The following is a 13,165-nucleotide window of genomic DNA, read 5'->3' on the forward strand; positions in this document are numbered from 1 at the left end:
ACTTTTTCAGTATTATAAAATAGTAATCGCTTGTTTCCCCATTTGCTCCCAAGCTTTCTCAAACTCTGCTCGCGGAACAGCAAAACGCGGATTATTTTTAAGTGGATCATTTACATATACAAAGTTTTGATCATATCCAACTATTACTACACTATGTTCATAATATGTAATTTTCACTTCGCCAGAGCTTGTATTCCATGTTTCAAAACTACTCTCGGCTAGTGGCTTAAACGTTGTATTAATAATGACCCATACTGGCGAACCGGAACTAACTACTTTATACATATCTTGCACGTCTCTACCTGTTAAATTAACTACTTTTTCAGGAGCATATTTTTCTGCTAAATTAAAAATGGGTTGATTATATACACCATATCCTGGCTCTGTCTTCGTATAAATATTTCCAACGAACCCCTCATAAGGATTTCCACGTAAACCATTTTGTTCAAATGGAACACGATGAATTTCGCTAGCAAGTTGCATCTTATCTACTTGTATACCTTTATATTGTAGCAACATAGCCAAACTTGTAACTTCACATCCACGAGGTAATTCTGGTAACTGCTTTATAAACGGAACATTTTCAATCATAGTCGCTTCTTTCATTTCAGATAGAAACTCTAAACGGAACACTTGCGCCTTTTGTATAATTTTATCTTTCCCTATAAAAAACGCAGCAGCAAATATAATTCCAAAAACAAAAAGATATTTTAACTTTTTCATTTTAAACAAAACTCCATTAATTATTATTTTACAGACATACCTCTTATCATTGTACCTTTCTTCTTACTAGTTTGCTAGAAAGATTCTATGAATTATTGTTCACACTTTCATCGTTATAAAATTCTAATTATTTTTAATAAAAAGAAAAAACAATATACTTTTCTGAATATTTTTGCTAAAATCAAAATAATTAACATAGTGAAGATATCACCTTGTTAATAAAAACATTCTTAGAGTATTTAGTCATAGTTCGCATTTTTACATACTCCACTCATTTCATAATAAATAAGCCGAGTATGTGTCACATCCCCCACTAATGATTAAAAACTCGGAATGAAAATCAATTCATACATACAAGAAAATAACGAGGTGAGGGGCGTATGAATCAACAAGTAGAACACACAGATTTAAAACGAACAATGAAAAGTAGACACCTATTTATGATTGCACTTGGTGGTGTTATCGGAACTGGCCTATTTATGGGATCTGGTCAAATCGTCCATAACGCCGGTCCTGGTGGTGCTATTCTTGCATTTTTAGTCGGTGGATTTGTTATGTATTTAACGATGTTATGTCTTGGTGAATTATCAGTTGCTATGCCAGAAGCAGGTTCATTCCAAAGCTATGCAAGCAAATTTATTTCACCTGGTTTTGGATTTGTTGTCGGTTGGATGTATTGGTTAAATTGGGCTGTTACAGTTGGGGTAGAGTTAACAACTGTAAGTATTTTAATGAAACGTTGGTTTCCAGACGTTTCTTCGTGGATTTGGTGTGTTACATTTGCAGCAGCACTCTTTCTTGTAAACGCATTATCAGCAAAGGCATATGCAGAAGCAGAATTTTGGTTCGCAAGTGTAAAAGTCGCAACCATTGTTATTTTCATCGTACTCGGTGGTGCAGTTATGTTCGGTCTACTAGACTTTAATGGAAAACCAGCGCCAATGCTTCACAATTTCACTGAAAATGGCGGATTATTTCCAAACGGTGCATTAGCTGTTCTTCTTACGATGATTACAGTAAATTACTCCTTCCAAGGAACAGAATTAATCGGAATTGCTTCAGGAGAAAGTGAAAACCCTGAAAAAACAATTCCAAAAGCGATTAAAAATACCATTTGGCGAACTCTCTTCTTCTTCGTCCTAGCAATATCAGTTGTTGTAGGTTTACTCCCATGGCAAGAGGCTAATCTAGTCGAAAGTCCATTTGTACTTGTATTTGATGTAGCCGGTGTTCCATATGCAGCTGACATTATGAACTTTGTTATTATTACAGCAGTATTATCCGTAGCCAACTCTGGTCTATACGCAAATTCTCGTATGCTTTGGGCGATGGCAAAACAAGGAATGGCAAGTCCAGCTTTTACGAAGTTAACTAAAAAAGGAGTGCCACTAAACGCATTAATTTTCAGTCTAATTTTTGCAAGTTTGTCTCTATTAACAAGTATATTTGCGGCAGATACTGTCTTTTTAGTTTTAACATCTATTGCAGCTATGGCCGCTGTCGTAGTTTGGATGTCAATCGCAGCTTCACAGTTTTTCTTCCGTAGAAATTTCTTAAAAAACGGCGGGGACATTAATGATTTAAAATATCGCACACCGCTTTATCCAATCGTTCCAATCGTAGCATTCTCACTCAATTTCATTACATTTGTTAGTTTAGCTTTCATTCCAGATCAGAGAATTGCTCTTTATTGTGGTATTCCATTTATGATTTTTTGTTACATTTTATACCAATTAAAATATAAAAAAGTTGTCACATTTGAACAACAAATAAATCTAAAAAAAGAAGTAAACTAAACATACAAAATATTCAGCTATCTTTCTTATCATAAGATAGCTTTTTTCTATTTTTTGGATATCTTGGTATAACTTTATTTATCTTAAAATTTCCACAATCACGTTTTTCACTGGAAAATAGTTTACAATGTTATCAAGTTACAAATGATATTCACCTTAAAAAGTGTGCATTTGTGTCTATTTTTTAACAATATCACAAAAACTATTGCCATCTATAAATTAATAGGTTTATATTGTTTTATTGGCATAGTTTCAATCCAAGGAGAAAGGAGATTTTCAATCGTGCAACTAAAGAAAACGTTTTGGAAGCTGGCTTCGCTTCTTCCGTTATCATTACTTCTGTTCCTCGGCGGCTGTGATAAGAAACTCGCAGTATTAAATCCGCAAGGACCTGTTGCAAAAGCACAGTATGATTTAATTGTTTGGTCATTCTTGCTTATGTCATTAATTATCGCAATTGTATTCATCTTGTTTACAGTCATCTTGATTCGTTATCGTGAAAAACCAGAGAATATGGACTACGAGCCACCTGAACAACACGGTAACACATTATTAGAAATTATTTGGACGCTTGTTCCTGTTATTATCGTTATCGCATTATCGATTCCAACAGTAAAAGCAACTTATGCTTCGGAAGAGGTTCCGGCAGAGTCCAAACATATTAAACCAGTTGAGATTTATGTTACATCTGCAAACTGGAAATGGTTATTCAGTTACCCAGAGGAAAAAATTGAAACCGTTAACTATTTAAACATCCCAGCTGGTGTACCAATTCAATTCAAACTGACTTCTGTCGGTCCAATGAATGCTTTCTGGGTACCAGAACTTGGTGGTATGAAGTACACTATGGATGGCATGATTATGGATCTTTATTTACAAGCTGATAAGCCTGGTTCTTACCTAGGCCGTAGTGCGAACTTCTCTGGTGAAGGATTCACACATATGGAGTTCGAAGTTGAAGCAAAAACTAAAGAGAAATATGACAAGTGGGTTAAAGAAGTACAACAAACTGCTCCTAAACTAACAGAAGATAAGTACAACGAAATTGTTAAACCTGGTGTAGTTGGTCGTATGACATTCTCTAGTCACCACTTAAGTTATGTAGATCCAAAATCACTTGAATATTGTGATTACAACTACTACAAAAACAAAAAATAATAGCTATTATTCCAACAGATTGGAGTGAACACAGTGAAGCTTGATGAATTCTTTGTCACAGGTGACCCGATTATTTACGGTGCAGACGCTTCTATCGTTCTTGTGACATTAGCAATCATTTTCGTACTAACAAAGTATAAAAAATGGAAATGGCTTTGGGACGAATGGTTAACAACTGTTGACCATAAAAAGATTGGGGCCATGTATATTATTTCTGCGGTTATCATGTTATTCCGTGGTGGTATGGACGGTTTAATGATCCGTGCACAGTTAACATTCCCAGAAACAACTTATTTAAATGCTGAACATTATAACGGAATCTTCACAACACACGGTACAGTTATGATTCTTTTCATGGCGATGCCATTCGTTATGGGATTAATGAACCTTGTAGTACCATTACAAATTGGTGCTCGTGACGTTGCATATCCGTTCTTAAATGCTTTAAGTTTCTGGTTATTCTTTGTCGGAGCAATGTTATTCAACATCGCTTTCGTAATCGGTGGTTCTCCAGACGCTGGGTGGACTTCTTACTTCCCAATGGCAGGTACAGAGTTTACTTCTGGTGTAGGAAATAACTACTACGCAATTGCATTACAGATTTCAGGTCTCGGTACGCTAATGACCGGTATTAACTTCCTTGTTACTATCTTAAAAATGCGTACACCTGGTATGACTTTAATGAGAATGCCAATGTTTACTTGGTCAATCTTAATTACAACAGTTATCATTATTTTCGCTTTCCCAGTATTAACAGTTGCTCTTGCATTAATGACATTTGACCGTCTATTCGATGCTCACTTCTTTACGATGGCGAGCGGCGGTATGCCAATGTTATGGGCCAACCTATTCTGGGTATGGGGTCACCCTGAAGTATATATCGTTATTTTACCGGCATTCGGTATTTTCTCTGAAATCATTAGTACATTCTCACGTAAACGTCTATTCGGTTACAGTGCGATGGTATACTCAATGGTTGCAATTTCTTTACTAAGTTTCGTCGTATGGCTTCATCACTTCTTCACGATGGGTGCAGGTCCAGCGGTTAACTCATTCTTCTCGATTTCGACAATGGCGATTTCGATTCCAACCGGGGTTAAGATCTTTAACTGGTTGTTTACACTGTATAAAGGACGTATCCGTTTTACAGTTCCAATGCTTTGGTCATTGGCATTTATTCCAAACTTCGTAGTCGGTGGGGTTACAGGGGTTATGCTTGGTATGGCAGCAGCTGATTATCAGTACCATAACAGCTACTTCCTAATTGCTCACTTCCACTACGTATTAATCGCGGGTACAGTATTCGCTATGCTTGCTGGATTCACATTCTGGTATCCAAAAATGACTGGTCATATGTTAAACGAACGCCTAGGTAAATGGACATTCTGGATCTTTATGAGCGGATTCAATATCTGTTTCTTCCCAATGTACTTCTTAGGTTTAGACGGTATGACTCGTCGTATGTACACTTACTCTGAAAGTCTTGGATGGGGATGGCTAAACCAAATCGCATCTGTTGGTGCGGTAATGATGGGTATTGGCTTCCTAATTCTTTGTTACAACGTAATTTGGAGTGCTCGTCACGGTGAACGTGACACAACTGGAGATCCATGGGATGGCCGTACACTTGAATGGGCAACTCAATCTCCTGTACAACATTACAACTTCGCGAAACTTCCTGAAATCAAAGAAGCTGATGCTTTCTGGTACATGAAAAAACGCGGAGAAACGGTTACACCAGCAGCAGAAGATATCAAACCAATTCACATGCCAAGTAACTCTGGTGTGCCTATTATTGCGTCTTTATTCTTCGGTCTTGCAGGTTTCGCATTAGTATTTAGCTGGTTCTGGCTTGCAGCAATCGGCGGCGTTGGTATTTTAGCTTGCTTAATCTATCGTTCATTCGATTATGATGATGGCTACTACGTAAGCGTTGATGAAATTAAAGAAACAGAACATATAGTATGAGAGGTGAAATGACATGGCGGCTTTAGATAAAAGCTTACCTTTGGAATATCAATCCGAACAAAGCAGATTGAATATCCTAGGATTCTGGATTTTTCTTGGGGCTGAAATTATGCTGTTCGCAACACTTTTCGCCTCTTATCTAGTCCTTGCTGGTCGTACGGCAGATGGCCCAACTCCAGCGCAATTGTTTGAACTTAAAACGCTTTTAATTCAAACATTACTACTTTTAACAAGTAGTTTCACATGTGGTATCGTAATTCACGAAATGCGTAAGCACAACCAAAAAGCAATGCTTGGATGGTTCATCCTTACATTACTTTTAGGTGCAGGTTTCCTATTCTTTGAAATCGAAGAGTTCATTATGTACATCGGTGAAGGCGCAACAATTCAAACAAGTGCTTTCCTATCTGCATTCTTCGTTCTTCTTGGAACGCATGGTGCCCACGTAACAGGTGGTATCATTTGGGCAACTTGTGTTATTATCCAAATTTTAAAACGAGGTTTAACACCAGTTACAGCTCGTAAAGTATTCATTATCAGCTTATACTGGCATTTCCTTGATCTTGTTTGGGTCTTTATTTACACACTAGTTTACTTGAACGGGATGGTGGCGTAAATGGATCAAAATAACAACCAAGCAAACGGGCATGCGCATAGCGGATTCCCTTGGTCACACGTTTTCGGATTTATTTTATCGCTTGCACTAACGTTTCTAGCGTTATACGTGGCACTTTACACAACATTGCCACTTTCAACGGTCTTAACAACTATTATCATAATGGCTGTTGCGCAAGCTTTATTACAATTAATTATGTTCATGCATTTAAAAGAAGGAGAAGGAAGAGTTCAAATTCTTACAATGATATACAGTTTCTTCGTTGCAACTGCAACAGTTGGTTTAACTGTATGGATCTTCTTCTCAATGTAATGTACATGAAAAAGACTGCTGAGATTCCTCAGCAGTCTTTTTTTATTCCCTCCCCTATTACATCCACATTACGGAATTAACAACAGAATCATGCAAAATATACTTATTATGACAAATGTTAAGAAAACTCTTTCTTTATGAAATCGAATCCATATGCGTTGCTTTTCTACCTATTATATGGCTAAATAAGTACTATATTTATTTGAAGGGAGAGAACGCAATGGAACATCATACTTCTGTTCTATCACTTATGGTTGTCGTTGCAATCGCGTTTTTAGTTCCCCTTTTGTTACAACGCTTTAAATTGAAAGCACTTCCTGTCGTTGTTGCAGAAATCATTGCAGGAATCTTTGTAGGTAAAAGTGGGTTTAATATTATTGAGCCAGATATGTGGCTTCAAGTCTTATCGACACTAGGATTTATCTTCTTAATGTTCTTAAGCGGTTTAGAAATTGATTTTTCTATCTTTAAACAAAAAGGGAAAAAGAATACGACAAACGAACCAAACACATTCCAAGCAGCAAGCATTATCTTCTTATTTATTTTTATCTTATCTTATGCCCTATCATTGCTATTCGTATGGCTAGGATTCGTGGATAATGCAATGTTTATGACTTTAATTATTTCAACTATTTCTTTAGGTGTTGTTGTACCAACATTAAAAGAGAATAACTTAGGAAAAACGGCAATCGGACAAATCATTTTATTAGTCGCTGTTATTGCAGATTTAGTTACAATGATTTTACTCGCTGTATTCGTCGGATTAAATTCCGAAAGCGGCCAAAGTATGTGGCTCCTTCTTCTTCTATTCGGCGCTGGTATTGTTATTTACTTCGTTGCAAAACGCTTTAAAAACATTCCATACTTAGATAGCCTAAAGGCTGGTAGTGTACAAATTGATACACGAGCTGTTTTTGCACTCATCTTAATATTAGTTGGGTTATCTGAATCTGTTGGAGCTGAAAATATTTTAGGTGCCTTCTTAGCGGGTGTACTTGTATCGTTATTATCACCAAATGAAGATATGGTTGAAAAACTGGATTCCATCGGCTACGGTTTCTTCATCCCTATTTTCTTCGTAATGGTTGGTGTGAATCTAGAAGTTTGGTCTATTTTTAAAGAACCTTCTAGCATGCTAATGATCCCAATTTTAATTGTGGGACTCTTTATTTCAAAGCTGTTACCATCACTCGTCTTACGAAAATGGTATCCACGTAATATCGTACTAGGAAGTGCCATCTTATTAACATCGACACTTTCTTTAGTTATTGCAGCTGCACAAATTGGTGAAAAACTAGGAATCATCAGTCCAAGTTTATCTGCTTCCCTTATTTTAAGCGCAGTTATTACTTGTATTTTTGCACCTATATTATTTAAAAAAATGTTCCCAAAAGTAGAAGCACCAAAACCAAAAGTTTCTATTATTGGCGCAAGCAGAATTACCCTTCCGTTATCACTTGATTTAAAACGAGAAGATTATGACGTAACACTATATATGATGCGTCAAAATAAAATAAATGATGAGGAAGCGAAATCACATGACTTCCCTATCGTAAAATTAGATGACATCACAATCGCTACATTAACTGAACAAACAGCATTTCATGCAGACCGCGTTGTTGTTGCAACAAGTGATGATGAGCAAAACTTATTATTAGCAGAACATGCAAAAGAGCTAGGTGTTGAACATGTTATTGCAAGTGTAGAAGATCCACTTCTACAAGAAAAAGCAACGCAAGAACATATCGCCGTATTCTCAACAATTAACTCTACACGTATTCTATTACGTGCACTAATTGATAAACCGAGTCTCGTTCGCTTAATTACAACAGCAAACGAAACAGTCCGTGAAGTGGAACTACGGAGTAATACATATAACGGCGTTGCACTTCGTCGCCTTCCATTTTTAGGCGATGTACTCGTCATTCAAATTTATCGTGGGAATAAAGCATTAATCCCACATGGTGATACAAGCCTACAACACGGCGATACATTACTTGTAACTGGCTCAAAAGAACACATCGATACACTAAAAAGCATATTAGAATAGAAAAATGCCCCTCACATAATTGAGGGGCATTTTTTTCCATTTTATATGGTAAAATGTTACTATCATATATTATGAGGATGGATCACATTATGTCTATTGTAACTTTAGCTCTCTTATTATTAGCGGAAGTACTCGTTGCCATTATTCTCATCGGTGTTAGCATTGAAATTTGTAGTTACGGATGGAAAAAATCAAATGGAATAAAATACTCTTGCCTCCTACTTTCACTCCTTCTCGGAACTGCTAGCATACTCGGACTTTTCGCCGCACCTGCCTATTTCTTTATACAACTAACAGAAAACGCCTTATAAGAAAGGATGTTAATATGATTACCGTGAAAAATATTGAGGGATCTGAAACTTACGTATTACGTCAAAAAATTTTACGCCCGAATCAAACATTAGCAGATTGTAAATACTCTTCCGACTATGAAACGGACACCTTTCACTTAGGCGCATTTATAAACGATGAACTAATTAGTATCGCTTCCTTCTCAAAAGAGATATCCCCTGACTTACTAGCAGGTATTCATTATCGTCTACGAGGAATGGCCACATTACCTGAATTTCGAAGCAAACGTGCTGGAAGCTCCTTAATTCAGAAAGCGGAGCAAGTCTTGCAAGAACGCCAAGCAAATATATTATGGTGTAATGGCCGAGTTACTGTAGCTGACTATTACAAGCGCTTAGGCTTTCAAGAACATGGTGAGATATTTGAAATTGAACCGATTGGCCTTCATAAAGTACTGTATAAAAAGATATAAGAAAAGCTTTCCGCAATATGGGAAAGCTTTTCTTATATTTCAATCTTCACTTTTTATTTTTTTCATATATATGTATATAAACAAACTAGGAACTAAAAAACAAGCAAACATAATAAGCCCTGTCATACTAATTTCCTTTATCGAAATATCTGGTGTTACAATAATACAAATAGCTAAAATCCCAATAACAATACCTACTGGAATGAATAATAACTTCATAAAATAACTGCGCGATACTCCCCCTGTATGCTCATACACTTCCACTGAATTTTTCAGATTTAAAAAGTTTATAACTATTATCCCGCCCATAAATACCATTAATAAATCCGAAACACTTTCATATCCTGCACCTTGCAAAACGTAGCGATAAAAAACAATACCTAGTATGATAATATTTTGTAAGATAAAAACTAATCTAATATGTTTTAGCCCCTCAATCATTAAACGTTCATCTTTCACGATTTTCATCCCCTCACTCCTTGTCCTCCCAAAACAAATCATTCAATGTTTTATCTACCGCATAACAAATTTTTAAACATAAATCTAAAGACGGGTTGTATTTCCCCTTCTCAATTAAACTAATCGTTTGCCTTGTAACGCCTACTTTTTCTGCTAATTGTTGCTGTGTTAAATCTAACTGAACACGCGCGACTTTTATTTTACTTACAGCCATTCATGTTCCTCCTCTACTCTTAGTGTAACATATATATTCCATTAAGTAATTTATAATTTACGTAATTGATTTAAGTTTCACTTTATTATACACAAAAAAGGAGCCTCTCATAAGAAGCTCCCTCTTCTATATCTATATTATAAGAATAAATGACATCCAAATAAAATTGTAAATAAGTATAGTAACGGATGTACTTCCATCCCTTTCCCTTTCACAATTTTTAAGACTGGATACACTAAAAATCCAATTGCAATTCCATTCGCAATGCTAGACGTTAACGGAATACCAATAAAAATTAAAAATGCTGGTAATGCATCTTCAAATTCATTCCAATTAATATCACGAAGACTTTGCGCCATTAAACTACCTACAATAATTAATGAAGGAGCTGTAATAGCAGCTACACTTGATAAAGAAGCAATCACAGGGCTGAAGAATGCCGTTATAATCGTTAGGCCGACTACGACAATACCTGTTAATCCTGTTTTACCACCTGCCGCAATACCAGCTGATGATTCAATCGTCGCTGCTGTTGGGCTTGTTCCAAAGATAGAACCTGTAGTCCCACCAATTGCATCTGCAATAAACGCTTTACCAAAACGTTTCTCTGTATTATCTGTAATTAAACCCGCTTGTTTAATTAAACCAAGTAATGCACCTGTTGTATCAAATAACAGTACAAGTAAAAATGAAAATACAACACCATATAATCCGTATTCAATTACATCTGAAAAGGCATTGATTGGGTTTGAAACGATAATACCTTCTGGTAAATGAGGCATCGCAACAATTTTATCCTCAAACTTCAGTTGCCCTGTAAAGAAGGCGATAACTCCTGTCACAATCATACTAATAAATAATGCACCGCTCACACGCAATGCCATTAATACCGCCGCTAATATTAAACCAATTAAAGTTAAAATAACGGCTGAAGAATGAAAATCACCAATCGTAACTAAATTAGATGGATGATCAACGATAATTCCAGAAAGGCGTAATCCAATAAAAGCAATAAATAGTCCAATTCCACCTGCAATTGCATGTTTTAAACTATCAGGAATTGCGACAATTAGCTTTTGCCTAAATGAAGTGAAAGATAATAAAAGAAAAATGATACCTGTTACAAATACTGCTGAAAACGCAATGACATATGTAATCCCCTCTGCCTGTTGAACAACAGAATAAGCAAAATACGCATTCATTCCCATAGCTGGAGCAATAACAATTGGATAGTTAGCTAAAAACGCCATACATAGCGTTCCTACAACCGTGGCAATAATAGTTGCTGTAAAAGCTTGATCAAATGGTACACCTGCATCAGATAATATTTTCGGATTGATGACAAGAATATACGCAAATGTAAAAAAAGTTGTGATGCCAGCTAAAAGCTCTTGCTTCACAGAAGTGTTATATTTTTGTAATTGAAACATGGTTATGTACCCTTCCTACATCTGAATTATTATCACACATTCTTTTCTTACTAGTATGTGAGAAAATATAATACTTAATCTTAACAATCAATAAAAAGAAGAGTCAATATATTCACTAATAGTTCGAATTTTAAGTTTAAGTCTGACAAGTACAGATGTAGTACAGTTAATTATGTTTATTTTTGTAGCATAACAGATAGAAATGTTTTATAATTTGAAATAGTTAAATATTTAGTAAACGCATTCAAATATCGTTCACTCTACAAGGAGGATTCTTCTTATGCAGCACACAAACAAATCTGAAACTTTAAATCGAGGTTTAAAAGAACGACATATTACTTTAATGTCACTCGGTTCAGCTATTGGCGTTGGGCTATTTTTAGGATCTGCTTCTGCTATTAAACTAGCTGGTCCTTCCATCTTACTAGGTTATATGATCGCTGGACTCGTTATTTTTTTCATTATGCGAGCGCTCGGAGAAATGGCAATTGAACAACCGGTTGCCGGTTCTTTTAGTAAATACGCTAATGATTATATCGGCCCACTTGCTGGCTATATTACTGGTTGGAACTACTGGTTCTTATGGGTTGTTACTTGTATGGCTGAAATTACGGCGGCTGGCATTTACATGCAGTACTGGTTCCCAGATATCCCGCGCTGGACTTGGGCACTACTCGCTCTATTATTAATGAGCGCTTTCAACTTCTTATCAGTAAAAGTATTTGGAGAACTTGAGTTTTGGTTTGCTCTCATTAAAATTGTCACAATTATCTGTATGATAGTAGTTGGAGCTGGCATTATTTTATTCGGATTCGGAAATGGTGGTATCGCTACTGGTATTTCAAATCTTTGGTCACATGGTGGCTGGTTCCCAAATGGATTTTCCGGATTACTACTCTCCTTACAAATGGTATTATTCGCTTATTTAGGCGTTGAACTAATTGGTGTTACAGCTGGTGAAGCTCAAAACCCTAAGAAAACACTCGCAAAAGCTATCGATAACGTATTTTGGAGAATCCTAATCTTTTACGTCGGGGCATTATTCGTTATGATGGCAATTTATCCATGGAACGAACTTGGCGAGAAAGGAAGTCCATTCGTATTGACATTCCAACAAATCGGCATTGCAAAAGCAGCAGGTATTATTAACTTTGTCGTATTAACAGCTGCACTTTCTTCTTGTAACGGTGGTTTATTTAGTACAGGGCGTATGCTATTTACATTGGCACAACAAAAGAAAGCTCCTGAAAGATTCGGTCGCTTAAATAAAAACGGTATTCCGAGTCAAGGAATTGTAGCAACAGCTATCGTTTTACTCGTTGGTGTTATATTAAACTATCTTGTGCCTGCAAAGGTGTTTACATGGTTAACTAGTATTTCAACTTTCGGGGCAATTTGGACTTGGGGGATTATATTAGTCGCTCAAATTAAATTCCGTAAAGGATTATCAACTGAGAAAAAAGACAAGCTAACGTATAAAATGCCTTTACATCCATTAAGCTCTTACTTCTCACTTGGCTTCCTTGCACTTGTACTATGTATAATGGCGTATTCAGAAGATACACGAATTGCATTAATCGTTGGCCCAATTTGGCTTATTGGCTTAGCTATCGTGTATTATATGAAAGGATTTCATAAGATTGATGAAGCACCTAATTCAAAGATTAGTTAAACAA

At 36.2% G+C, this 13,165-nt stretch carries 13 protein-coding genes; 9 read left to right on the plus strand and 4 right to left on the minus strand.

Annotated elements, in window-relative coordinates:
* Positions 1-12 precede the first annotated feature (12 nt).
* Positions 13-723, minus strand: a complete 711-nt coding sequence (locus MKO96_RS23110) for a C39 family peptidase (protein WP_088061929.1) — start codon at positions 721-723, stop codon at positions 13-15.
* Positions 724-1,103: 380 nt separating this feature from the next.
* On the opposite strand from MKO96_RS23110, the gene MKO96_RS23115 reads away from it, so the two are divergent.
* From MKO96_RS23115 to MKO96_RS23150, 8 genes are all read left to right on the plus strand, one after another.
* Positions 1,104-2,519, plus strand: coding sequence for an amino acid permease (locus tag MKO96_RS23115; protein WP_046953778.1), 1,416 nt, complete (start codon positions 1,104-1,106; stop codon positions 2,517-2,519).
* A 282-nt stretch (positions 2,520-2,801) separates the two neighbouring features.
* Positions 2,802-3,677 carry a cytochrome aa3 quinol oxidase subunit II gene (locus tag MKO96_RS23120; protein WP_046957295.1) on the plus strand — a complete coding sequence of 292 codons (876 nt, stop codon included), beginning with the start codon at positions 2,802-2,804 and terminating at the stop codon, positions 3,675-3,677.
* Between the two features lie 33 nt (positions 3,678-3,710).
* Entirely contained in the window at positions 3,711-5,645 is a 1,935-nt protein-coding gene (gene qoxB / locus MKO96_RS23125) for a cytochrome aa3 quinol oxidase subunit I (protein WP_141475204.1), read from the plus strand.
* A 13-nt stretch (positions 5,646-5,658) separates the two neighbouring features.
* Positions 5,659-6,261, plus strand: coding sequence for a cytochrome aa3 quinol oxidase subunit III (gene qoxC / locus MKO96_RS23130; RefSeq protein WP_000729314.1), 603 nt, complete (start codon positions 5,659-5,661; stop codon positions 6,259-6,261).
* The gene (gene qoxD / locus MKO96_RS23135) at positions 6,262-6,573 is read left to right on the plus strand and encodes a cytochrome aa3 quinol oxidase subunit IV (RefSeq protein WP_000372612.1); all 312 of its coding nucleotides are present in this window, start codon (positions 6,262-6,264) and stop codon (positions 6,571-6,573) included.
* 220 nt (positions 6,574-6,793) lie between these two features.
* Entirely contained in the window at positions 6,794-8,623 is a 1,830-nt protein-coding gene (locus tag MKO96_RS23140; RefSeq protein ID WP_240588812.1) for a monovalent cation:proton antiporter family protein, read from the plus strand.
* Positions 8,624-8,676: 53 nt separating this feature from the next.
* On the plus strand, positions 8,677-8,934 hold the full coding sequence (locus MKO96_RS23145; protein ID WP_240588813.1) for a DUF4022 family protein: 258 nt from the start codon (positions 8,677-8,679) through the stop codon (positions 8,932-8,934).
* Positions 8,935-8,948: 14 nt separating this feature from the next.
* Positions 8,949-9,386 carry a GNAT family N-acetyltransferase gene (locus tag MKO96_RS23150; protein ID WP_240588814.1) on the plus strand — a complete coding sequence of 146 codons (438 nt, stop codon included), beginning with the start codon at positions 8,949-8,951 and terminating at the stop codon, positions 9,384-9,386.
* 39 nt (positions 9,387-9,425) lie between these two features.
* Here the strand turns inward: MKO96_RS23150 and MKO96_RS23155 are convergent, their stop codons facing one another.
* The 3 genes from MKO96_RS23155 to MKO96_RS23165 all read right to left on the minus strand — a co-directional run bounded on the left by MKO96_RS23155 (position 9,426) and on the right by MKO96_RS23165 (position 11,489).
* Positions 9,426-9,854 (minus strand): hypothetical protein, encoded by a 429-nt coding sequence (locus tag MKO96_RS23155; protein ID WP_000706642.1) that lies wholly within the window; start codon positions 9,852-9,854, stop codon positions 9,426-9,428.
* Between the two features lie 4 nt (positions 9,855-9,858).
* Complete coding sequence (locus tag MKO96_RS23160) at positions 9,859-10,059, minus strand: helix-turn-helix transcriptional regulator (protein ID WP_000301180.1); 201 nt, start codon at positions 10,057-10,059, stop codon at positions 9,859-9,861.
* A gap of 137 nt (positions 10,060-10,196) precedes the next feature.
* Positions 10,197-11,489: an NCS2 family permease gene (locus MKO96_RS23165; RefSeq protein WP_240588815.1), complete on the minus strand. Its 1,293-nt coding sequence runs from the start codon at positions 11,487-11,489 to the stop codon at positions 10,197-10,199.
* 280 nt (positions 11,490-11,769) lie between these two features.
* On the opposite strand from MKO96_RS23165, the gene MKO96_RS23170 reads away from it, so the two are divergent.
* Entirely contained in the window at positions 11,770-13,161 is a 1,392-nt protein-coding gene (locus MKO96_RS23170) for an amino acid permease (protein ID WP_087979464.1), read from the plus strand.
* Positions 13,162-13,165: the final 4 nt, after the last annotated feature.

Source organism: Bacillus sp. ES1-5, from assembly GCF_022487605.1.
Taxonomy (GTDB): domain Bacteria; phylum Bacillota; class Bacilli; order Bacillales; family Bacillaceae_G; genus Bacillus_A; species Bacillus_A wiedmannii.